Source organism: Leptospiraceae bacterium (genome assembly GCA_016708435.1).
Taxonomy (GTDB): Bacteria; Spirochaetota; Leptospiria; order Leptospirales; family Leptospiraceae; genus UBA2033.
In genome coordinates this window covers 84,684-107,735 of record JADJFV010000031.1, presented here as the reverse complement: position 1 = coordinate 107,735, position 23,052 = coordinate 84,684, and the positions used below count along the sequence as shown (strand labels likewise).

The window sequence follows — 23,052 nt, the reverse complement described above, 5'->3', positions numbered from 1 at the left end:
CTATTTTATTGGGAAGAATTGCCAAGCAATCGAAATGAATCCACGACTGCTTTTCTAAAATCACCAAGACAAAATAAGAAGGATCCAACGTGACCAGTTGAAACCCAACGAATAGTAGATTCAGACAAATGATTCTTTATAATTTTTGTAGAGTAATTGGGAATATAACCGTCATTTTGCGCTCCTACAATAATCATTGCATCTGGTCTTTTGGGTTTGGGAAAGCTGCGAATATCTGCACGATCTAAAATTAAACGCATAAAATGTCTGGCATCATTTTTATTCGGAGAATCAGATTGAAGACTTTTCCAATCACAAGCTCGACTGAGTGCTCCATCAATATAAACAGGAGAACCAGAATGACTTGGAATACAAGCTGCAACTGCCAATTCTAATTCTGATCTAGCAGCAGCGGTAATTGCTACGTATCCGCCCATGCTAATTCCTGTTACTCCTAGATTAGAATAACCTTCTTTACGAAGATAGCGGAGTAGGGCAATTCCTTCATCAGTAGTTGCGCGTGACATTCGAAGAAACTCTGTGAATGTTTTTAACACAACTCCTTTTTGGTCTTTTGGTCTGCGACTTCCATAAAAAGGATTTTCCAGAAGAACAGAACCTATTCCTTCTTGGATCAGGGGGATAGCCATGCTTATCCGCCTTCGAGTAAATCCTTCATCTCCTGTAGCAGCAAAATGAATAGCCAGCGGTGTATTTGAATTATGATTTTTAGGAAGAATCATTTGCACATACGCCTGTTTTGCCTCTTCGGGTAATTCTATTATCTTGCGCTCTCTTCCTAGTTTGTATTCAAATACAAATGGACTCTCGAAACTACCTTCTTTAATGATAAATTCTTTTTCTTTTGTTTCTGATTTCCAGATTAGTTCAATGTCTCTTACGGGACGAAGATGAATTTCTGTTGGATGATTTGCTAATAAATAATAAAGTCCCTCTTTGTCTCCCCAACCCGATTGAAAGAATAAGTCTCGATTCGCAAGCTTTGAATAAATAGTATCTAATAAGCTGATCATGTTTCTCCTATATACTCGGTGACGGCACCAGTGTGAGTTTATCGAATTCATGATAATCTAATGTAGTCAACTTAAGAAAAGGAAAAAAAGAATTAACCACATTATGTTGCGGCCCTTACGAACCAACATTGAGTTTAAGCGCGAAGAACGCGAAGAAAACACAGGATTTCATTACAAAATCCCTTCCTGATCTTCGTGCCCTTCGTGGTTAAAAAATCTTAATTTGACAGCATTACACGGAAATCCAGTATTCTACCATTTAATAAAATAAACGGAATTCCCATTTTCTTCTTTATATTCAACTTTTCCTGTTTTTATCATCGACATTTCTAAAATTCCAAGAAAAACGCCTTCAATTAAAACTGGTGAATAACCGGGTGAATTCGCTTCAATTACTACATTTTTATCTTCTGCAACTAGGATTTTTCTCGGTTTCACATCAGAGCCTTGGTGGTTTAATAAAAACCCTTCTGCTTCAAACTTTATAAAGTCAAGTGGAGTCTTTAATGTTTTAGGAAGCCCGGCTGTCTTTTCTATTGTTGGATATACTTTTTGTCCAATGTGTTTAATAGCTGCTCTTGCAAGGAGAGGCGAAGTATTGTCTTCGATTGCTTGAAATACGCCTTGAAAAATCTTTGTATCATACCATCCTTCTGGATCCAATTCATTGAATTCCTTACCGGTCATTCTCTTGACTACGTCTAGTGCTTCTTTTTTTGCGTTGGGTTTTGTCTCAAGTAAACTACAAGACAGCATAATAAATTTTCCTTTAACTTGTGCCATAATCCTTAATCCTTTTTGATTTTGAGTTTTAATTTAAATTATATGGAAGATTAATTATAAGATTGATTAAATGAAAACAAAATAATCAAATTTCAGGTTGTTTGATACTTCTCAATTAACGAGAAAGCATGAGAATTTTTATTTTTTTTATTTTTTACACTCCTTGCGGCTAAGCAATATTATACTAAATTACTCAACGAAATTACCTTCGGATGCATCAACCATACTGCTAATGATACTGTCTAGTATACTATCAAAGATACTGAATTTGCATTTTTGAGTATATTTAATAGTGGATTTAAGATTATCGTTGATAGTAAAATAGGTATATGAAAAACAAAAACTAAGGAATGGGACTACAATTGACTTCTCAGAGAGAATTTAGACTTTGTGGAGATGGATTATTTTATCAACTCTTTTCTCTGCGATCTCTGTGCACTCTGTGAGAAAAAAAACAATTTACAAAGTTAGTTCAGTCTGAATGATACTAGCCTATTCTATGAAAATGAACTTAAACATTCTACTATTCTTAATAACAATTCAAATATTTCCTCAATCCCAAGAAGAAATTCTGAAAGATCTAAGTGAGGATAATGCACCTTATACGCAAACAGATGCTTTCACCAAAGAATCCTATTTAGAAAAACTTAAAACGATTTACCTTGGAGTAAACACAGCTCTTGAAAAGAATTCCGATAAACAAGCAATCGAAGAAAGCAATCGTTTAGAACAATCAGGTATTACCTCGGATAAAATGAAAATCAGAGGCAACGCTGAATTAGGCGAAGAACAGATTCTTTACTTAAAAATCAGAAGACTTCGCGCCGAAGCCTATTATAATCTACGAGATTTTAAAGGGGCACTTTCCGATTCCAAGTTCATTGTAGAAAATCATCCTAGACCGGTAGTGTTCGATTTTACAAGGTATGCAGTTTCACTTTATTATTCGGGGGACGCGAAAACTTCTAAAAGAATTCTTGCACAGGCAAAATCAAAGTTCAAGAATGAAAATGACCAGACCATTCTTTCCAAAACAAACCGACTCCTTTTTCCAGAATACTAATTTTTGCTTGCTTGTCTGAGTCATTTTAAAAATACTAATTTCACTACTCCAAGGTGTCTTTATGAATAAAATTATTCCATTCCTATTTCTACTTTCGATTCCCCTTTTTGCAGAGGAAATGAAAGAAGAAGTTTTTCAATTTGAAAATCTTCGCATTATTAAAAAACCTAGCTCTCCTCCGAGAGCTGTGATTTCACATGATTTTATTCCCGCCAATGGAACTGTCTTGCAATCCGTTGAACTAAGCAATGTTACCGGCATGATTCCCGAATCTGCATTGTTTCTAGAGTCCACTCAAAGCGTAGAAGAATTGATAAAATTCTATGAATCCGTTCTAGTCGCAAGAGACTGGAGAATTTTACAAAAGGACAGCAAAGGAAATAAATCCGTTATCCTCGGAGAAAACACTTCTAAGAAAGTAATGACCGTTTTAATTCGAGATGACAAAGACCATCGACTAGTAAAAATTTTCTATCGTAGACCTGGATTCTAACTGTGAGTCATGGCGAATTAAAAAATAGCAAGTATGTTTTACTTGTAGTCTTACTTGGACTCTTTTCAATTGCGAGTGCATTCGCTTTCTTGGTATATCAGTCTTATTTTTGGGCGGGGATTATTTCGCTTATCCTCTATATAGGATCAAGAGACTATTATTTAAGACTAAAAAATATTATACCGGAAAGAATTCGTGGAGTTGCACCAACTCTCATGATTTTAATTGTTCTAATCACCATTGTATTGCCTTGCTTTTTCGTGATTCGCACACTCTTAGATGAATTGATTTCTCTTTTATTTGTTTTAAAGGTAAACCTAAGTGAGGAAAGAATCGTTCCTACGCTAATGAGCATTAACCTCATCACAGATTATTTTACTGACACAGAATTTTTTTGGGTTCAATTCCCAAATATGTATCGAGAGATCGTTAGTTCCTATGGTGACATTCTCAATATAGATAGCCTCTATGGAATTCTAAGTAATACTACTTCTCTCATTTTAGGTGGAATCAAAATTCCACTCGCAATATTCGTAAATATTTGTTTTTCTTTTATGCTTTTATTTTTCTTCTATAAAGATGGTCATAAATTGGAACTTTTTCTAATGAACAATCTTCCTTTCTCGGAAGAAGTAGAAAAACAAATTGGAATAAGAATTTCCGAAGCAGTAAAAGCAGTTCTCAAGGGGAATATACTGATTTCCCTCTTGCAAGGATTCGTTGCCGGTATGCTTCTTTTCTTTGCTGGAATTCCTAATCCTATTCTTTATGGAAGCATCGCTTCCTTTTTTTCATTGATACCGGTAATTGGAACTGCTGTGGTCTGGCTTCCGGCTGGCTTTTACATTGGGTTCTTTGAAGAAAGCTGGATCGTTGCAATTATTTATATGAGTTTATCCTTTACCTCCTATATGGTTTTAGAAAATTTAGTGAAGCCAAATATCTTAGATAAGAAATTAAACTTACATCCATTTCTATTATTTCTCGCTCTTTTAGGCGGGATTCAACAATTCGGAATTGTCGGTCTAGTTATCGGACCAATTGCGGTTACTCTACTGGTTATCCTCTGGGATTTTTGGATGGCATATCGTAGAAAAGAATTCAGGTCATAAGCTCATGCCAGAAATTCGTCCTCTCTCGGTGAGTGAAGTCAATCGATCTATTAAGTCGATTCTACTTGAGCGTAGAGAATTAAAAGATATTTGGATAAAAGGAGAAATCTCCAACTATAGCCCATCCGGTGCAGGTCATATTTATTTTTCTCTCAAGGATCCAACTAGTGTTATCCGCTGCACATTCTTTTCTTTTCAAAACAAAAACTACAAAGGAAAGAAGCTTCAAGACGGAATGGAAGTCCAAGTATTTGGAAGTATTAATCTCTACGAGCCCGGCGGATACTATAGTGTAAACGTAGCAAGAGTTGAAGAGCTTGGCAAAGGGGATATACTCTACCGAATTGAAAAACTAAAAGCAGAACTAAATGCGAAAGGCATTTTTAATGTTGAGCGCAAAAGACCGATTCCCCGCTTCCCTAAGACTTTAGGAATTGCAACTTCTCCGAATGGAGCTGCAGTAGAAGACATCATTCGAATAGCTAAGGAGCGTTATCCAAATATCAATATACTGATTGCTCCCTGTCAAGTCCAAGGAGAAACTGCTCCTTCATCGATAGTAAGTGCAATTGAAGAATTGAATAACCCTAAATGGGAAGTAGATGTTATCATCGCAGGACGGGGCGGTGGGAGTTTTGAAGATTTGATGCCATTTAATGAAGAAGCAGTTGTGATGGCATATTATAATTCTCGCGTTCCAATCATTTCTGCTGTAGGTCATCAAATAGATTCTCTTCTTTGCGATCATGCGGCTGATGCCTATGTGCCTACACCAACTGCGGGAGCAGAGCTTGCTGTTCCTGAGATAGAAGAGCTAGAAAACTATTTGAGTGATATTGAAAATAGATTTAATCAGTCTCTCAAATATAAACTGGATATTGCTAGAGACAGACTGCATTTAATTTCCAATAAACATATTTTCCTAGAGCCAAGAATGCTCTTAACAGATCGAATTCAAAGAGTCGATGAAATCCTAAATCGGATTTTTCTTTTGGGAAAAAATAATATCTCTACCAAGAAAAACTTATTACAGAGATTTGAAAATATTACGATTCACGCAAAATCAGTATTAAACGCAAAAGATAAACAATTTCAATTAGCACTTGGAAGAGTAGATAGTTTTTCCCCATTGGAAACGCTTACTCGTGGTTATTCAGTAGCAAGAAATAAAAAGAAAGAAGTCATAATCTCACCTACCCAAGTCAAGGTAGGGGAAGAGTTAGAGTTAATTCTCAAAGATCAAAAAACGATTAAAGTAGAAGTAAAGGAGAAATAGATGGCGGCAAAAGAAAAAGAAGTTTCCTTTGAAGAGGCATTGCAAGAACTAGAGCAAATAGCCGAAAAATTAGAGCGGGGTCAATTGACTTTAGAAGATTCCATCAAGGCTTATGAAAGAGGAATGGATCTAAAAAAGATTTGCAACGAACGACTCAAAGAAGCAGAAGGTAAGATTGAATTCTTAGCGAAAGCACCCGACGGAAAGATTGTGAAAGAAAGCGCTGTGCGCGATCACAAAGAGAAAGAAAAGAAAACCAAAGAAGAGATTCTTTTTTAATGCTACCAATCAAAATCAAAGAGTGGCAGCTTCTTTTATTATTAGCCTGTATTCAGTTTTCCAATATTCTAGACTTTGTAATCATGATGCCTTTAAGTCCTAGGCTCATGGATGTATTTAAGATTAGCCCCGCCGAATTTGGATTCATTGTTTCCTCTTACGCCTTTAGCGCAGGGTTTGCTGGAATTCTGGGAGCTTTCTTTATTGATAGATTTGATCGTAGAATCGCGCTTAATACCTGTTATGCGGGACTTACATTAGCGACACTTCTCTGCGGGGTAGTTCATACGTATCCGCTTTTGGTGATGGCTCGCATTCTAGCTGGCGCATTCGGAGGATTAACCGGAGCTATCATATTTGCAATCGTTGGAGATTTAATTCCTTATGAAAGAAGAGGTAAAGCAACCGGAGTAGTAATGTCAGCATTCTCTCTTGCGTCCGTGATTGGTGTTCCAGTAGGATTATATCTCGCCGAAAAATTTAATTGGAATGCTCCTTTCTTCGGCTTATTCGGATTTAGCGCGATTGTGCTTGTATTCGCTCATTTTTTTACTCCTTCTGTAAAAGGACATCTTTCTACTTTAGCTAAGCATCCTATCAAGACTTTAGAAATTTTATTTTTTAATAAGAATCATTTAATCGCATTTAGTCTTATCACGATGATGATGTTCGGTGGTTTTTCTGTGATTCCCTTTATTGCTCCTTACTTAGTTGCTAATATTGGTCTGACGAATGCAGAGCTTGGTTATGTTTATATATTGGGTGGCGGCTTTACCGTATTTACCGCGCGTATCATAGGAATTCTTGCGGATAAATTTGGTAAACCGCTTCTCTTTGCAATCATAGCCCTTCTTTCCTTACTGCCAATTCTTGCTGTTACGAATTTACCAAAGATGTCTCTTTTCGTAACACTCACTGCAACAACGTGTTTTTTTGTATTTGTATCCGGTCGATTTACACCCGCAATGGCAATGATTACTGCGAGTGTTCACCCTGTTAATCGAGGAAGTTTTATGAGTATGGTTTCATCGATTCAACAGATTGCCTCTGGACTTGCAGCTAGTCTTTCGGGAATTATCATTCAGCAAACTGCCAATGGTCAACTAGCTGAATTTCCCAAAGTAGGACTAGTTGCCACTGGAGCAACACTCATTGCGATATATTTATCTACGAGGATAAAGACTGTTAGCCATAATTAGAAGTCATATAAAATCTTCCGAGTCATTGTGAAATACCCAGAGTTGTATCGATTCAGAAAATTTTTAAGCCACACTAGTCGGAAATACCCAAAGTATATCTGCGAAGGCACTAAGATGTAGATAGATAGTGAGCCATCACGATAGAGTGTATTTTTTACAGGGTTGTCAATTTGCACTTACTCTTGAAAAAAGATATTTTTTTATAGATTCTACTTGCAACAAATACATAATTTTTTTCCCTTATCTAAAATAGAAATTAAATCAGGGATGGAATAATGAGTAAACCTTCTTTACCGCTCGGAAAACAGGTAGCCTATGCAATCGGACAATTAGGCTGGTCTTTATTGATTAATATCATTGGAACGTGGTTAGTATACTTTTATCTGCCACCTAAAGATGCAGGGATTCCTATTCTAATAGTTGATACTGCTATCTTAGTAATATTCAATGTGATTGGGATTATATCTTCGGTTGGTAGGCTATGGGACGCAATCACTGATCCGATTATTGCTAATAAGAGTGACCAATTAAATACGAAGTGGGGAAGAAGAATTCCTTTCTTAGCCACAGGTGCTTTTCCTGCTGCCGTATTCTGTGCATTAGTTTTTATGCCGCCTGATTCCGGAACCTCGACTCTAAATTTAGTCTGGCTTGTGGGAGCACTCTTTCTATTTTACTTATTTCTTACCATGTATGTTACTCCTTACTTTGCGCTCATTCCTGAACTTGGACATACACCTGAAGAACGATTAAATATTTCTACTTATATTTCAGTTACTTATTTTCTTGGAATTGCTATTGCTAGTTTTGCTCCCGGTGTTTGGGGAAGATTACTCGCAGAACCAAGCTTGGGTTTAACTAAAGTGCAAGCCATTCAATGGACATTAGGACTTTTTTGTGGCTTTGCTACCTTCTGTATGTATTTTCCTGTTTTTGCAATTGATGAGAAAAAATACTGTGAGTCAGAGCCATCCAATGTTCCTTTTAAAGAAGCTCTTATTTTAACATTTAAAAACAAAAGCTTTTTATACTTTGCTCTTTCTGATTTTGCTTACTTTTTAAGTGTAACTATTTTACAGACTGGTCTTATTTACTATGTTACAGTATTGCTTTCACAAGAAGAAAAAATGCAAGGCGAGCTTATGACAATACTTGGGATCTTTTCCTTTGTATTGTATCCTGTCGTAAATATTGCAGCGAGAAAGATTGGGAAAAAACCAGTTGTCCTTTTTGGATTTGCAGTATTCCTTTCTCTGTTTATTTTTATATACTTTTTGGGCGAAGGAGTTCCTTTACCAAAACTCTTTCAAGCATACATTATCGTAATTGTTGCAGCGATTCCGATGGCGATACTGGGTATCTTGCCAAATGCTATTTTGGCTGATATTGCCGAGTTGGATGCGATTAAGACTGGTTCAAGAAGAGAAGGTCTATTCTATGCAGGCAGAACGCTTATGCAAAAGTTTGGACAGACGATTGCAATTTTACTTTTTACTAGTTTATTACTTTTAGGTCGTGATTCTTCTAATCCAGCTGGAATTAGACTCACCGGACCTGTCGCTGCTTTTTTCTGTTTCTTAGCTATAGTTCTTTTTATGAAATATAAAGAAAAAGAAACACTAGAAGAGATTGAAAGGTCAAAGGTAAAATAAATCCTGACAATAAGGGACTTGGAGGACTTAGTTATGCGGTATAAAATTGAAATTAGTAAGTTAAAAAATGGTTACATCGAGGCTAAACTTATTGATGCTGCGACAAACCATCCAATTGAATTCAGAATCTGTGATACCGAACAATACGTTCAATCGCAGATTGCGGATTGGCACAAGAGATTTAGAATGAATGAGCCTAAGGAAGATGATATTAAGAAATAGTATAATCTTTTTTCTTATTAGCTTATTTGTCAGTTGTTCTAGTTTCCCCTTCGTGGGGAAACAACGAAACGATTACTTCAATTATTACGAGTCAAATTTTCAGTGCCATTCAGATGCAGGTTGGAGAGATTCTAATCTGTATTCTCGCTACCAAGAACTAGCTTGGAATCCACTTCGAAAAAAATACAACGAGGACAATGCAAGAGTCAAGAATGCAAGTATAGTCATTGCAGGCAATAGCCTCATTCAACTATTTGAAGACAGACTTATACAAAAAGAATTTCCGGGTTTGAATGCAGTTGGGCGCGGCATTGCGGGTGATATGACCGAAAGTTTGAGAGCTAGGTTATCGGATAACGTATTTACCCTTAATCCCAAGACCATCATCATCGAAATTGGTGGAAATGATCTTATCTTTGGAAAATGTTTATCAGTTACTGAGAATAATATTCGTGGAATCATCGAAGACATTCAAGCCTATGATAAGAAAGCAAAAATCATTTTTCTTTCTATTCCACCTACAAAAAATGCTACTCTGAATGCAGTTGTTCCCGTTCTAAATGCGACCATTCAAAGTCTTTCTAAAGAGTATAATTTTACCTATTTGGATTTATGGAAGCAAATGAGACATCCCGATTTGCCTATGATTAAAGACGAATATGTTCGTTATGCGGAATTTGGAAAAATGGATAAAATTCATTTCAATGAGAAGGGTTATGAGGTCATCGGTCAGCTTGTCAGACCTCTTATTAAATAATTACGATGCTTATTTTTATTACCTCTTCAGGAAATCCACTCCCGATGAAAGAGGGGCTAATTCCATTTTCTCTCAACGCAAAATATAGATATTCAAGTTCTATTGAGACTTTATACGCCCATTATTTTGATACAGAAATTCCGATTGATAGAGATTCCTTATTACAAATTAGAGAGAATTTTTTTACTCAGAAAGTGGATGTTCTTTTAGTTGATCGCTTGCTCGATAGACGGAATAAGTCTTTATTTGCATTTGATATGGATTCTACTTTAATCAAAGAAGAAGTAATAGACGAACTCGCACGCAAGAAGGGAGTTTACAACCAAGTAGCCGCTGTTACAAAAGAAGCCATGGAAGGTAATTTAGATTTTGATTCGGCTCTGAGGAAAAGATGCAGTTATCTCGTGGGTATAAACGAAAATGTTTTTCAAGAAATCTTTGATCATCTAACGCCTAACGATGGTGCGCTTGAAGTATTACCACTCATTCAAAAAGACAACGGAATAATTGCTATTTTTAGCGGAGGCTTTGTTCCTGTTATTGAAAAATTTACTAAGAAGTTTTCGATATCCTTATTCTCTGCCAATCAATTAGAAATGCAAAATGGATTTACAACTGGCAAGGTGATTGGAACGATTGTAAACAAAAATCGGAAAAAGAATTATTAATTCAACATAGAGAGGGAAATCATATTTCCATTTCTCAGACGGTTGCAGTAGGGGACGGTTCAAACGATTCCCTCATGTTAAATGAGGCAGGAATTGGAATTGGATTTCATGCGAAGTCCGGTTTAAAAAAGGAAATTCTAAATTGGGTAGATCATCATTCCTTACTCTCTTTATTGTTCTTATTTGACTTACGTGATTGATTGTTATTCTGAAAGGAGGCAAAATTGAAAGCTATTTCCATTTTAAAATTTGCAATTCTGTTTTTTATTCTAAACGAATGCTCAACAGTTACTAGCTTAAAAGGAGTTTCCTCTCGAATGGAAAAGCCTGAGTTAGCCGCAGAGGCAGTTGCCTTGCCTGAGGCTCCGCTTGTATTTGATGAAAAAGATTACAAGTCAAGAAAAGTTTCAAAGAAGAAACCATTCTTTACATTTGCTCCCATTCTTTTTCCGGCTGGATTTAATAATGAACTAATCGCTGTCTTCCACCAAGAAAATCGTTTATTCTGGCAGAATACAGAGTCGAAGGAAGTAAAAATTCCTATCGATGCATGGAAGAGTCAGGAGAATCTAAAAAAAGAATTCATCGCCCAGGACATTGATGCATTCATTAATAGTGAGCTTGCATTCGATGGAGAAACTCTGAAAGTAAAACAAACCTTCATTGATCCCGTAAACCAAAAAGAATATGGTTCGATTGATTTCGAAATAGCAGTTATTTTTCCTGGACAACCTGAATCCAAAGCAAAACTAGAACTATATAAGTCCGAAAATAAATTCAAAGTCTTAGAAGAAGCTAAGGTTCCTATTTTAAAATTTATCAAACGTCCCGACCGAAATTTACAAATCGCACTTCTTCGTTCTACTGTATCCGCACATCTAAATGTTTCTTCTTCTTCGAGTGATACGATATTTTTTCTAGATGGAAAAGAAGTCGGGAAAATGCCTATTAGGCGCATGATGGTTCCTGATGGACCACATCAAATTTCTTATAAGAAAACAGGTTTACCTGCTGTAACTAAAAAAATTCTTACCCGTGCAGGAGAAGAAGTTAATTTAATTCAGGAATGGGAAGATGATTTAAGTGTAGGTTCCCTGAAAATATTTAGCTTTCCGAAAGGACTTAAAGTTTCTATGAACAAAGAGGTGAAAGGGGAAACTCCATTTTTCCTCTATGGAATTAATCCTGGAAAATATAAAATGGAATTCTTAAAGTTTCAAGAAATAAAAAAAATGAATATTCCATTGCGTGAATTCGATGTGGAAGTAGAGCCTAAGAATACTGCATCTCTTTTCTTTCCGATGGAGTTGTATGATTCGTTTTCTTCGGCAGCAGTAGATTTCTGGCAACCAGTATTTGGTGGAGTTAATGTTAATTATGCGGGAAATCTTACCTTTGAAAATCGCAGTGGTCTAGTGATTGAAAAACCAAAAGGAATTGTCAGTCAGCCGATTCTCCCCGATACAATGGAGATTAGCTCTGCCTTCTTTCTTCCTTCTGAGATGGGTTCCGGAAATGTTTCCTTTTCTCTTATGACAAAGAATTCTATCTTTACGCTCGAAGCAGAGAAAGAAAAAGTTTTTTTGTATAAGTTTCCTTCCAGCGGAAATTCTCTAGCGGCATATTCCTATGATCCACAGATTAAAGAGCAATACCGTGCTTTTAAATTTGTCACTGATATTGAAAAGGGTAGTGTTCAAATCTATCTAAATGACACGAAAGTATTTGAGGACTCTATTGATTTTCAGGATACATGGAAAATATCTGTCTTACTTAGAGGAAATGCTTCGCCAAAGGTAAATGCACTTCGTTATCTATGGATTCAATATCCAAAGTATATTCAACTTTCTAAGTAGAGTATGTTTTCTTCCTCTTACGAATTGAGCTTTATACTAAAAAGAGTCTGTGGGCAGTGATTCAAAACATCTATCTCATTCTTATTTTACTATTTTTTCAAAACTGTTCTTTCTCTGAAGATTCTTTGCGTAAAGACGCAAAAGAAGAAATGGCAATTAGCCGCACAGACAGTAGCGATTCTTCTCGCGCTAAAATTTTACTCAGCGATGGCACTCAGTATTATTATGAAGGCAAATATAAAGAGGCAATTGAAAAATCGAAAGAGGCAAATTCTATTTTACCTACAGAGGATGGATATTATTTATTAGGCTTAAGTCTTTATAAAAATAAAGATTATCTGAATGCAAAGAAAGCATTGGAATCAGGACTAGAATTAAATCCGAAGAGTGAACTGATTCTAGTCTCCTACGCTTTGGCTTTAACCGCAGCGGGTGAAGAAGAGGAAGCGCTTTTTGTATATACAAAGCTCTCGGATTATTTTCGGGAGAAAGAGATATATACTTTTAAACAAGGAATTTCTCTAAAATCACTCAAGCGATATGAGGAATCTTTTTTAGTATTTACAAAAATAAACGAAGAAAGTTTTCCTTACAAACCGCAACTCTATATGTATATGGGAGAGGTTTGTTTTGAAATGAAAAAGTATTCGCAAGCAGAAGGATACTTTGTGAAAGCAAATCAAGTGGATCCCAACATGGAAGAAGCAAAGGATGCAAGGGCTAAAGCAAAGTTTGCGCTAGCGATGGAGAATGGGAATGTATCATTTCTAGGTAAAAAGTATTCTGTAGCAATTGTATATTATACGGAAGCAACGATTCTAAATACAAAGGATTCAAAAGCTTTCTTTAAACTCGGTGAGTCCTTTTATAATAATCTTCAATTTGCTAAAGCAGAAGAAAATTTAAAGAGAAGTATATCTCTAGAAAAGAAAAATAAAGAAGCCTACTCTTTGTTATCCTCTTTATATGCAAAGACAGACAAATACGAAGCCTCTATTGCTATTCTAAAGAATGCGATGGAAGAGTTTCCGAATGATAAAGAATTATACAATCAACTAGGAATTTCTTACGGTCAAATTGGTAAAATGAAATTAGCCTTACTTTCTTTTATGAAAGCAAAAGAGATAGACAGAAACTATTTAACTGCGAGAATAAATCTTGGTATATTAATGTTAAAGGAAAAGAAACTCTTAGAAGCAAAGCATGAATTTAGAGAGTTACAAGAATTATCCCCCAATGACAAGTTTATAAAAGAAAAAGTTGCAGCATTTCTCCGCGCAGAGAAAGAGAATTCAGAGTCTAATTCGAATAAGAAAAAGAAAACAATTCTTGCTATTTCAAAAACAAAAGAAGAGGAAGAAGCGTATCGCTATCTTAAGAAGGGGCAAGAATCATTAGCCCGGGAAGCATTTCTAAAAATTATAGAAAAGAATCCAGAGTCTGCTTTTTCTTACTATCAGTTGGGTGTTCTTAGTTTAAGTCAGGATAGGCAAACAGCTCTTCGCTATTTTGAAAAGGCAATCGCCATGAATTCCGATTATAGCTCTGCTTATATTGCGCGGGGAATTACGTATTATAAATTAGGAAATCGAGAACGAGCAAAGGAAGATTTCCATTATGCGCTATCACTCGATTCAGAAAAAGAAATTGCTTCTTATAATTTGGGAATGATTCTTTACAATGATAATTTAACAAAAGATGCAGAGACGATCTTCTTGGATTTAACACAGGAATATCCTGATTTTGCAGATCCGTATTATCATTTGGGATATATGTATTATGAACAAAAGAAATTAGAACAAGCAGAGAAGTATATCTTGATTAGCCTTAGACTGGAACGAAACCCGTCAACCATCTATGCTTATCTTATGATTCTAAATGCAATCCAGAAGAGTCAGGGGAAAAGAGAAAGCATTGATAAGCAAATTCAAACTTTAAAAAAAGAAATTGTAGAAAAATATCCGAGTTCAACTTATGCAAAGAATTTGTCTGAATCAGTATTTCAACAAAAGGACAATCATGTGGTAATGCAAAGTTATCCGCTACAGGATAAGATTATTACTCCGCCTATTTATATTAATCAGTCTTTAGTTGTAAATCATGGAACTTCCATTGCAAGACTTCGCTCTGATTCAAAGTCTATTCTCTGGAGAGTAGAAACTCCGATTTCGTATCATACCTTAAAAGCAAATACCAGGCTTTATGGAATCTCGAAAACCCATTTGGATCAATTTGATTTAGAGACTGGCAAATTACTTTGGCATCTAAAATTAAATCCGAATGCTACAGAGCGTTTCATGATAAGTGATTCGATTTTGAGTTCTGCGATTGTAAATGGACGAGAGGTAATTCATTCTTATTCAATGGAAGGGGATTTTCAATCTAGTCTCAAATTAGATATGGGTAGCAAATGGGAACTAACCTCGAAAGGAAGTTTGTTTGTATTCCATGCTACTGTTGATGGAATCAGTTGGGAAATCTATGACGCAAAATTAAATCTCTTAAAGAATACTTTAACTCTTATCGGTGCCGAGAAAGGCGATCTCATTATTCTAGGCTCTCTGGATAATTCTTGTTATGTGCTTAGTGGAAATTATATCTATCGGTTTGATGCAACCGGTGAATTTAAGAGAAGTTTAAGAGTAGAAAGCACTTCTATTATATATTTACAACAGAATACTATCTTTCTTCGAACGGATACTGCCTTATTTGCGCTGAGTGAGAATTTGGATAAGTGGAAGAAGATACAGACTATCGATAAGAATCAAGATGAGTTTTTGGTTGGGGAAAATACCTATCTCAGTGAAGAAGGAATTTTAACGGTTAGAGATACTAGCGGGAATCTTTTCTGGTCAGAGAATCTGAGCAAGCGAGCGGATAAAGGCAAATCAAGTATTTATAGTGTGTATTTTAGAAAGTAGGGTAATAATTTGCCACAGAGGCACAGAGGTTTATTAAATCTTAGAAAAGGATTAATAAACTCTCTGTGCATTTGTAATAAAATATACACAAGCTAATTTGGTTTTAGAAAACTGTCATCCTGAGCGTGTCGAAGGATACTAATTCTAATAGAGATGGTTCGACAGGCTCAACCATGACACCCGAAATTCAATTTAACTTTTGTATATTATTCCAAAAGAATACTATTAAAGTTGAACTCCGAGGGATTCTACTGATTCCATGTTGATGAGTCCGTCTTTGTTTACTTTTAGCTTTTTATCTTTTTGATAATTGTTAAGAGCATCCATTGTTTCTTGGTCTAGCTGACCATCTGTTCTTCCTGGAGCGTAGCCTTTTTCTTTAAGTCCCTTTTGGAGTTTTTCGATAACGGCTGGTCTTGCATTGTTTCCGCAAAGAACTTCTGTCCATTCATTTCTTTCTTCCCGAACCAATTCTTTCTTTTGAGAAGTTTTGTATTCAGCAGGAACTTCAACGGTTTTAGTCGTAGCTGGGGATTTTACAACGTCTTTCTTTACTGTCTTATAAGTGGGCGGTGTTTCTTCGTAGCAATAAAGAACATTGTCCTCTGATTTTTTCCAAGAAGAAGTTCCAGGTTTGTCGATTACTTTCTCTTCCACTGTCTCAATGATAGCAGGAATTTCTTCCGTTTTAGTTGACGCAGGTGTGACTAAAACTTTTTCTTCCACATTTTTGTATTCTGCTGGAACAACAGCTTTCACATAACAATGACCGGATTTTGCATTTTCTGGATAGTCTTTGACTGAGCGCTCTTTTGTGGTATCTTCGGCTTTATTGGCACTTCTAAGAGAAACGGGTTTGGAACAATCAATAGTCAAAAAGACCATTGAAAACAGAATTAATATTACGTATTTCATATACTCTCCTGATTGGAACAATTATAAATTAATCCTTTTTGTATATATTTTTTATTCAAAAATCTAATAATCATTGAAATTTTTTCATTACAATCTAATCAGTCCAATGCTAGAATACTGGGTATATGAAAACAAAATTATTAATACTTTTCATTGGTTTTTTTCTTTGGACTTGTGGCAGAGTTGCGAGTCAGGTTCATCCCAAAGCGGATAAGGGTGTTATCGACTTTAAGCATTGGGACTTCGCTAAAAATGGTCATATGGAGCTAGATGGACAGTGGGAATTTTACTGGAATTGCCATTTAAAGTCAAATCCAGAAACTTGTCCCATATCGGACTCTAAAAAATATATCAGCGTGCCCGGAATCTGGAATGGAGAAATTGTAGATGGCAAAGAAATTACCGGGAAAGGGTTTGCCTCTTATCGTTTACAATTTTCTTTAGAAGAGTTAAATCAGCCTTATGCGCTCAAAGTATTGGATGCAGCAACTAGTTATAATTTATGGCTGAATGGAGTTAAGATACTTTCTAACGGCAATGCAGGATTAGACGCTGAGACGACTAAACCAAGATTTCTTCCTGCCATTTACAACCTCACAAATCTAAAAGAGAACAATGAAATTATCGTCGAGATTAGTAATTATCATCATTATAAAGGTGGACTCTGGGAGAGTATTTCCTTTGGCGAATCAACTGAGTTAAATGCCTATCGAGAGAATAGAATCTGGATGGACGTATTTCTTTGTGGAAGTATATGTATAATGATTATATACCATTTTGGTTTATACATTCTGAGAAGGAAAGATATTTCGAGTGTATACTTTGCTCTCTTTTGTCTAACGGTCATGTTTCGTTTGTCTGTTACAGGAGAAAGAATTCTATTTTATAAGTTTCCAAACTTTAATTGGGAGTTAGGGAATAAGATTGAATATGCGACATTGTATCTTGTAGTGCCTACCTTTTATTCTTTTTTGTATTCTGTATTTGAAAATGAATTTTCAAAGCGTGTTAAGCAAATATTAAACATAGCCGTTTTATTATTAGTTGGATTGCTTGTAGTAACGGATATTTCCATTTATTCGCATACAGCACTTCCCTGGGAAATTCTAATTATTCTAAATTGTTTTTATGGGTTAATCAGTATAACTCGCAGTATTTATGCGCGAAGAGATGGAGCCTTTCCTTCCTTGATTGGATTTGTATTTTTAATTTACACAGTTATCAATGATATTCTTTATGCCAATACGGTTATAAATTCAACGTATATGTTGCCGTATGGACTGTTCTTATTTATTTTTGCTCAATCTTTTCTTATCTCTTTGCGTTTTTCAAAAGCTTTTCTTTCTGTTGAGCATCTATCGGAAGATTTGATTAAAACAAATGAGGCATACAGCCGTTTTGTGCCAAAGGAATTTTTAAGTGTATTGAATAAAAAAAGTATCTTAGATGTGAAGCTAGGAGATCAAATCCAAAAGGAGATGACTATTCTTTTTTCTGACATCAGGGGATTTACTTCCTTATCAGAATCAATGACTCCGCAGGAAAATTTTAATTTTATCAATGCCTATCTTCATTTTATGGAGCCGGTGATTTCTAAAAATAATGGCTTTATTGATAAATACATTGGAGATGCGATCATGGCATTATTTCCCGGCTCAGCGGATGATGCACTGAATGCTTCCGTTGAAATGCTAATCGAATTGCGAAATTACAATATTGGAAGGGTAAATACTGGTTATCCTCCAATTAAAATCGGGATAGGTTTAAATACTGGAAATTTAATGCTCGGAACGATTGGCGGAAAAAATAGAATGGATGGAACCGTAATCAGTGATTCAGTCAACATTGCTTCTCGATTGGAGTCGCTTACAAAGGAATTATTTATTCCACTGATTGTTTCCGATAGTGTAGTTCAAAAATTACAAAACAAGGAAAAGTTTTCTCTTCGTGAAATAGATGATGTGGTAATGCGTGGTAAGTCGCAATCCATTTTAATTTATGAATGCTTTGATTCAGACGAACCGAGTTTAAAAGAAGCAAAATTAAAGAATCAGAAACAATACAATCTCGCCCTGGCTGAATTTAGAAATAAAAAATATGCCAGAGCAAAAGAGCTTTTCATTGAATGTGAAAGGAATTGTCCAGAAGATTCAATTCTATTCATCTACATCAATCGATGCAAGGAGCGATTGGCTTGATTTTTTTTACACCCGATACAAATAAACATAGACTTTAAGAAGTTGAAATTTTTCTATTATGATATAAGGGACTTTGTAAAATCAGTTTTAACATAGTCTCAAAAATTTAATTGGGAGTGAGTATGTCATCATTATTATTTAAACCAGGAGTGCATTCCACGGCAGTCGTTGAGTCAGGCGCTAAAATTGGGAATAATGTATCAATAGGCGCATATTCTTTTATAGGACCCTCTGTCACAATCAAAGACAATGCAAAAATTGCACAGAATGTTGTGATCGTCGGTAATACTACGATTGGAGAAAACACAACTGTGTATCCATTCACTGTTCTTGGCACACCGGGTCAGGATTTGAAATATCCAGATTTCGAAGATGGAATTTTAACCATCGGACAAAATAACATCATCCGAGAAAAATGTAGCATTCATGCGGGAACACCAACTCATGAGACGATCATTGGTAATAATAATTTTATCATGTCGGAAACTCATATTGGTCACGATTGCCATATTGGTAATCATATCGTTCTTGCCAGTGTCGGTTTGTCCGGACATATTGAAATTGAGGATTACGTAGTATTAGGCGCAAAGTCAGGATTTCATCAATTCTGTAGAATTGGGAGATACGCTATGGTAGCCGGTGTTTCTGCGATTACTAAGGATGTGCCTCCATTTGCACTTTCGGAAAATGAAAGACCGAATGAATTTGCAGGGCTAAATATCATTGGACTCAAGAGAAAAGGTTTTACGAAAGACGATATTCATCATATCCGAGCGATCTATGATTTCTTATATGATATGAGTGGAGCTATCGAAAATAGAATTCAGCCACTCCGTGATAAATTTCCGAATGACAAGTTTGCAACAGAGATTGCTGACTTCTTAGAAAAGTCAAAGCGCAATCTCTGTTTACCCGCATCTAAGAACCCACGAAAAAGATAACGAGTTCGGTTAATGCTAATATACCTCTGGCACGAAGAATTGTTCGTTGCGCGGAGGTCTAATGTAATTATCCGCTGTCTTACGAGGAGCAAGAATGAGTGGATCGGGGGTCATATCCTGATAGGGAATCTTGCTCAGTATATGATGCAGGCAATTTAAGCGAGCACGCTTTTTATCGTCTGCTTCTACTGTGAACCAGGGAGCTTCTGGAATATTTGTATGCGAGAACATTTCGTCTTTTGCTTTTGAATATTCCACCCATTTGTCTCTCGATTCTAAATCCATAGGACTTAGTTTCCATCGTCTTGCCGGATCTGTAGTGCGGGATTGAAATCTTCTTTCCTGCTCTTCATCACTTACCGAAAACCAATACTTCAAAAGTATAATTCCTGATCTAACAAGCATTCTTTCAAACTCAGGACAGTCTTGCATAAAATCTCTATATTGACTGTCTGTGCAAAATCCCATTACATGTTCAACTCCTGCTCGGTTGTACCAACTTCTATCAAATATAACAATCTCACCTGCCGCCGGCAAATGAGGTACATACCGCTGAAAATACCATTCCGTTTTTTCTCTATCACTTGGAGTGCCTAAAGCGACTACCCTACATCCTCTTGGGTTTAGAGGCTCCGCAATTCGTTTAATTGTGCCTCCCTTTCCGGCGGCGTCTTTTCCCTCAAATATAATAACGATTCTTGCACCGGAGAACTTTACCCAGTATTGCATCTTTACTAATTCTAATTGTAATTTTGCCAAATGCTTCTCGTATTTCTTACTCGAAAGCTTGGAACTGCCTTCTCCTTCTGATGTAAATCTTTTGGCTTTCTTTTTTTTCTTTTCCTCTTTTTTTTCTGAGGTATCTTCTGATTCGTTGTCTTCACTCATTGTTTTTCTCCTAAAAGGTTTGTTTGGATTGGTTTGGAAGTTTTCAATCGTTGCCATTCTATCCAATAGGTTGCGATAAAGAAAATGTAAGTCATTGACTAATTTGCAATCAAATAATTATGTAATAAAAAAATCTTTTACAAATAATTTTTTACAATACAATCTTATAATAAAATGTTGAATATATGAACTGGGAATTTTTAGCCAATAAGAAATCTTCAAAGATTGTTAAGACGATATCGCTTTGGTATTTGGCTATTGTATTTACCTTGTTTATAATTGGAATCATTGCAATACCGTCTATCGTTCGCTTGGATGGAATTGCTCGAGATATTTACATTCATCCATTCTCTGTTAGCAATTCCGCGATTGAGCTTCGTTATAATATCATTCGAATCAGAAATCTGATGTTTCAAAGTTTCTTTGCTACAAACAAAGAAGAAATTTTGAAACTATCGGAAGAAATAGATTTGGTTGAAATTACTGCGCGTGAGAATATTTCCGTCATCAAACGGAACTTTTTAGGTGATAAAGAAAAAGTCATGGAGATGGAAAGACTTTTTGATACTTGGAAAGAGGTTCGTAAGTTAGAATATCAATACTTGCTTTCTGGTCAAAGGGTGTCCGCGGAGAAACTTCGTAAGGAAGTCGAAGAAGAAATATTTAATCCTATGAATCTATTGATTCTTTATGTGATAGACTTCGCAAAGAACAAAGTCGCAAGTTTCGTATTAGAATCAGAAGAGACTATGCAGCGGGTAATCTTAAGTCTCCTCTTGTTGATCTTTATGGTCTTAGCCTCTGGCTTTTTTATCATGAAGAGAGTGATTCGCTTACAAACTCAAACCGAAAAAGAAGCAACCGCAGAGAGAGAAGAATACTTGATTGAATCAAGATTATTCGCTGAGCAAGAATTAGTTAAAAATAAAAATCAGCTTAAACTCATAGCGGATAACGTCCCTGCTAGCGTATCAATGGTAAATGTGAATTTGGAATTTCAATTTATTAACAAACGTTTTGCTGAGATTCATAGGGTATCTTTTGAAGAATGCCTTGGAAAAACAGTCGCTGACATTATGGGGCAGTCTGTCTATGATAAAGTTCATATGAATTATACAAGGGCACTTCTAGGCGAAGCTGTGACCTATGAAAATCTTTTTGATTTGAAAGATGGGACGAGCAGATACTTCGAAATGAAATATACTCCCTTCTATGAAGACGAAAGACAAACAGGTGTAGTGATATTATCTCATGATATTACAGAAAGAAAAATGTCAGAAGTAAATTTAGTAAAAGCAAAAGAAGAAGCAGAGATTGCAAATAGATTAAAGAGTGAATTTCTTGCCAATATGAGTCATGAGATTCGAACTCCTATGAATGCGATTCTTGGATTCTCAGAAATCTTAAAAGATAAAGTAGGTACTGATCCTGTAGTTTTAGATTATCTTTCCGGGATTCAGAAAAGCGGGAAGAACTTAATTAGCCTCATCAATGATATTTTAGATTTAGCGAAGATTGAAGCGGGTAAATTAGATATAGTCTATTCTCCTGTAAACCTATTCTCCGTGATTCAGGATGTAAGACAGATTTTTTCCTTACAAACTATGCAGAAGCGTTTGAATTTTGAAATTGCAATTGATGAAAAATTACCCAAGTCTCTTTTGATTGATGAGTTGCGGCTAAGACAAGTTTTGTTCAACCTAATCGGTAATGCGGTAAAGTTTACAGAAAAAGGTGAAATCAAAGTTAAAGTCATTTATATACCAAAAGGTGGAGATAGTAGTTCCATTGATCTTGTAATCGAAATTCATGATACAGGAATTGGCATTCCAGAACAGGAAATCGATTCTATCTTTGAACCCTTTATTCAACAGTCAGGGCAAGACGTTATGCGATTTGGTGGATCGGGACTAGGATTGTCTATCACTAAAAAATTAGTAGAAATGATGGGAGGCACGATCTCAGTTACAAGCAAATTAGGAGTAGGTTCCATTTTTAGAATCTATATTCAGGAATTGGAAATATCTTCTCTTGCCCATAATGGAAAAGAGCACGATCTTGAAATTTCGAATATTAAATTTGATCCCGCAAGAATATTATTAGTAGAAGATATTGAGTCCAATCGAAAAGTAGTGACCGGCTTCTTAGAGAGATTTCATTTTACAATTATGGAAGCTCAAAATGGAAGAATTGCACTTGAGCTTTTAGCTACGAATTCTTTTGATTTAATACTTATGGATATGCAAATGCCTGAGTTAGATGGAAAGTCTACTTCTTTACTTCTCAAGAGACATCCTAAATACAAAGACATTCCAATTTTGATTTTAACTGCATCTGCAATGAAAGAGAATGTGCAAGAAATTTTAACCTTTGCAGATGGGTATTTGTGCAAGCCCATTTCTAAGCTTGAATTAATTAATGAAATCGCATTATTCTTGCCACATCAGAGAAAGACTTTCGAACAAAAACGAGTAGAATTTACGGAGAAAAATTTTCTAGTCAGTATGAAGGATTTCTTATTGGCAAATCCAATTGAGGTAGAATTTAAAAAGGATTTAGATCAATGGTTTGTAGATAGTGATTCAGCAAGAAAATCATTGCAAACAAACAAACTTACAGTTTTTATTGATTCCTTAAAGAGATTAGGGGAGAAGTTCAAAGTTGATCCTCTGATACAATTTTCAGATAATCTTTTGCGGTTAATCAAGAATTTCTCTATTCCTGAAATATCTGAGGCACTTCGGTTACTAGAACCAATGCATGTAATCGTAACGAAGGAAACAAAAGGAAAATAG

General features: G+C 35.7%; 18 protein-coding genes and 1 pseudogene. 15 read left to right on the top strand and 4 right to left on the bottom strand.

Annotated elements, in window-relative coordinates:
* Nucleotides 1–5: 5 nt before the first annotated feature.
* The gene (locus IPH52_19420) at nucleotides 6–1,034 is read right to left on the bottom strand and encodes an alpha/beta hydrolase family protein (GenBank protein ID MBK7057174.1); all 1,029 of its coding nucleotides are present in this window, start codon (nucleotides 1,032–1,034) and stop codon (nucleotides 6–8) included.
* 252 nt (nucleotides 1,035–1,286) lie between these two features.
* Nucleotides 1,287–1,817: a hypothetical protein gene (locus tag IPH52_19415; GenBank protein MBK7057173.1), complete on the bottom strand. Its 531-nt coding sequence runs from the start codon at nucleotides 1,815–1,817 to the stop codon at nucleotides 1,287–1,289.
* Between the two features lie 481 nt (nucleotides 1,818–2,298).
* Here IPH52_19415 and IPH52_19410 point away from each other — a divergent pair, with 481 nt between their 5' ends.
* The 12 genes and pseudogenes from IPH52_19410 (at nucleotide 2,299) to IPH52_19355 (ending at nucleotide 15,315) form a co-directional block, all read left to right on the top strand.
* Nucleotides 2,299–2,880, top strand: a complete 582-nt coding sequence (locus IPH52_19410; protein MBK7057172.1) for a hypothetical protein — start codon at nucleotides 2,299–2,301, stop codon at nucleotides 2,878–2,880.
* Nucleotides 2,881–2,941: 61 nt separating this feature from the next.
* Nucleotides 2,942–3,373: a hypothetical protein gene (locus IPH52_19405; protein ID MBK7057171.1), complete on the top strand. Its 432-nt coding sequence runs from the start codon at nucleotides 2,942–2,944 to the stop codon at nucleotides 3,371–3,373.
* A 2-nt stretch (nucleotides 3,374–3,375) separates the two neighbouring features.
* Nucleotides 3,376–4,485 carry an AI-2E family transporter gene (locus IPH52_19400; GenBank protein ID MBK7057170.1) on the top strand — a complete coding sequence of 370 codons (1,110 nt, stop codon included), beginning with the start codon at nucleotides 3,376–3,378 and terminating at the stop codon, nucleotides 4,483–4,485.
* 4 nt (nucleotides 4,486–4,489) lie between these two features.
* Nucleotides 4,490–5,761: an exodeoxyribonuclease VII large subunit gene (locus IPH52_19395; protein MBK7057169.1), complete on the top strand. Its 1,272-nt coding sequence runs from the start codon at nucleotides 4,490–4,492 to the stop codon at nucleotides 5,759–5,761.
* Nucleotides 5,762–6,040: an exodeoxyribonuclease VII small subunit gene (locus tag IPH52_19390; GenBank protein ID MBK7057168.1), complete on the top strand. Its 279-nt coding sequence runs from the start codon at nucleotides 5,762–5,764 to the stop codon at nucleotides 6,038–6,040.
* Nucleotides 6,040–7,239 (top strand): MFS transporter, encoded by a 1,200-nt coding sequence (locus IPH52_19385; protein ID MBK7057167.1) that lies wholly within the window; start codon nucleotides 6,040–6,042, stop codon nucleotides 7,237–7,239. Before IPH52_19390 ends, IPH52_19385 begins: the two co-directional genes overlap by 1 nt.
* Before the next feature lie 275 nt (nucleotides 7,240–7,514).
* A complete protein-coding gene (locus IPH52_19380) occupies nucleotides 7,515–8,891 on the top strand; it encodes an MFS transporter (GenBank protein ID MBK7057166.1) in 1,377 nt (458 codons plus the stop codon).
* Between the two features lie 33 nt (nucleotides 8,892–8,924).
* Nucleotides 8,925–9,113 carry a hypothetical protein gene (locus IPH52_19375; protein ID MBK7057165.1) on the top strand — a complete coding sequence of 63 codons (189 nt, stop codon included), beginning with the start codon at nucleotides 8,925–8,927 and terminating at the stop codon, nucleotides 9,111–9,113.
* Entirely contained in the window at nucleotides 9,097–9,870 is a 774-nt protein-coding gene (locus IPH52_19370; GenBank protein ID MBK7057164.1) for a lipase, read from the top strand. The genes IPH52_19375 and IPH52_19370 overlap by 17 nt, the downstream gene beginning before the upstream one ends.
* A 44-nt stretch (nucleotides 9,871–9,914) precedes the next feature.
* Nucleotides 9,915–10,738, top strand: a pseudogene (gene serB / locus IPH52_19365) (phosphoserine phosphatase SerB).
* 24 nt (nucleotides 10,739–10,762) lie between these two features.
* On the top strand, nucleotides 10,763–12,394 hold the full coding sequence (locus IPH52_19360; GenBank protein ID MBK7057163.1) for a PEGA domain-containing protein: 1,632 nt from the start codon (nucleotides 10,763–10,765) through the stop codon (nucleotides 12,392–12,394).
* Between the two features lie 56 nt (nucleotides 12,395–12,450).
* Nucleotides 12,451–15,315, top strand: a complete 2,865-nt coding sequence (locus IPH52_19355; GenBank protein MBK7057162.1) for a tetratricopeptide repeat protein — start codon at nucleotides 12,451–12,453, stop codon at nucleotides 15,313–15,315.
* 225 nt (nucleotides 15,316–15,540) lie between these two features.
* Here IPH52_19355 and IPH52_19350 read toward each other — a convergent pair whose 3' ends face one another.
* A complete protein-coding gene (locus tag IPH52_19350; GenBank protein MBK7057161.1) occupies nucleotides 15,541–16,230 on the bottom strand; it encodes a peptidoglycan-binding protein in 690 nt (229 codons plus the stop codon).
* Between the two features lie 125 nt (nucleotides 16,231–16,355).
* On the opposite strand from IPH52_19350, the gene IPH52_19345 reads away from it, so the two are divergent.
* Nucleotides 16,356–18,428 carry an adenylate/guanylate cyclase domain-containing protein gene (locus IPH52_19345; GenBank protein MBK7057160.1) on the top strand — a complete coding sequence of 691 codons (2,073 nt, stop codon included), beginning with the start codon at nucleotides 16,356–16,358 and terminating at the stop codon, nucleotides 18,426–18,428.
* A gap of 122 nt (nucleotides 18,429–18,550) precedes the next feature.
* Nucleotides 18,551–19,369: an acyl-ACP--UDP-N-acetylglucosamine O-acyltransferase gene (gene lpxA, locus IPH52_19340; protein MBK7057159.1), complete on the top strand. Its 819-nt coding sequence runs from the start codon at nucleotides 18,551–18,553 to the stop codon at nucleotides 19,367–19,369.
* 15 nt (nucleotides 19,370–19,384) lie between these two features.
* Here lpxA and ppk2 read toward each other — a convergent pair whose 3' ends face one another.
* Complete coding sequence (gene ppk2, locus IPH52_19335) at nucleotides 19,385–20,257, bottom strand: polyphosphate kinase 2 (GenBank protein MBK7057158.1); 873 nt, start codon at nucleotides 20,255–20,257, stop codon at nucleotides 19,385–19,387.
* Between the two features lie 185 nt (nucleotides 20,258–20,442).
* On the opposite strand from ppk2, the gene IPH52_19330 reads away from it, so the two are divergent.
* Entirely contained in the window at nucleotides 20,443–23,052 is a 2,610-nt protein-coding gene (locus IPH52_19330; protein MBK7057157.1) for a response regulator, read from the top strand.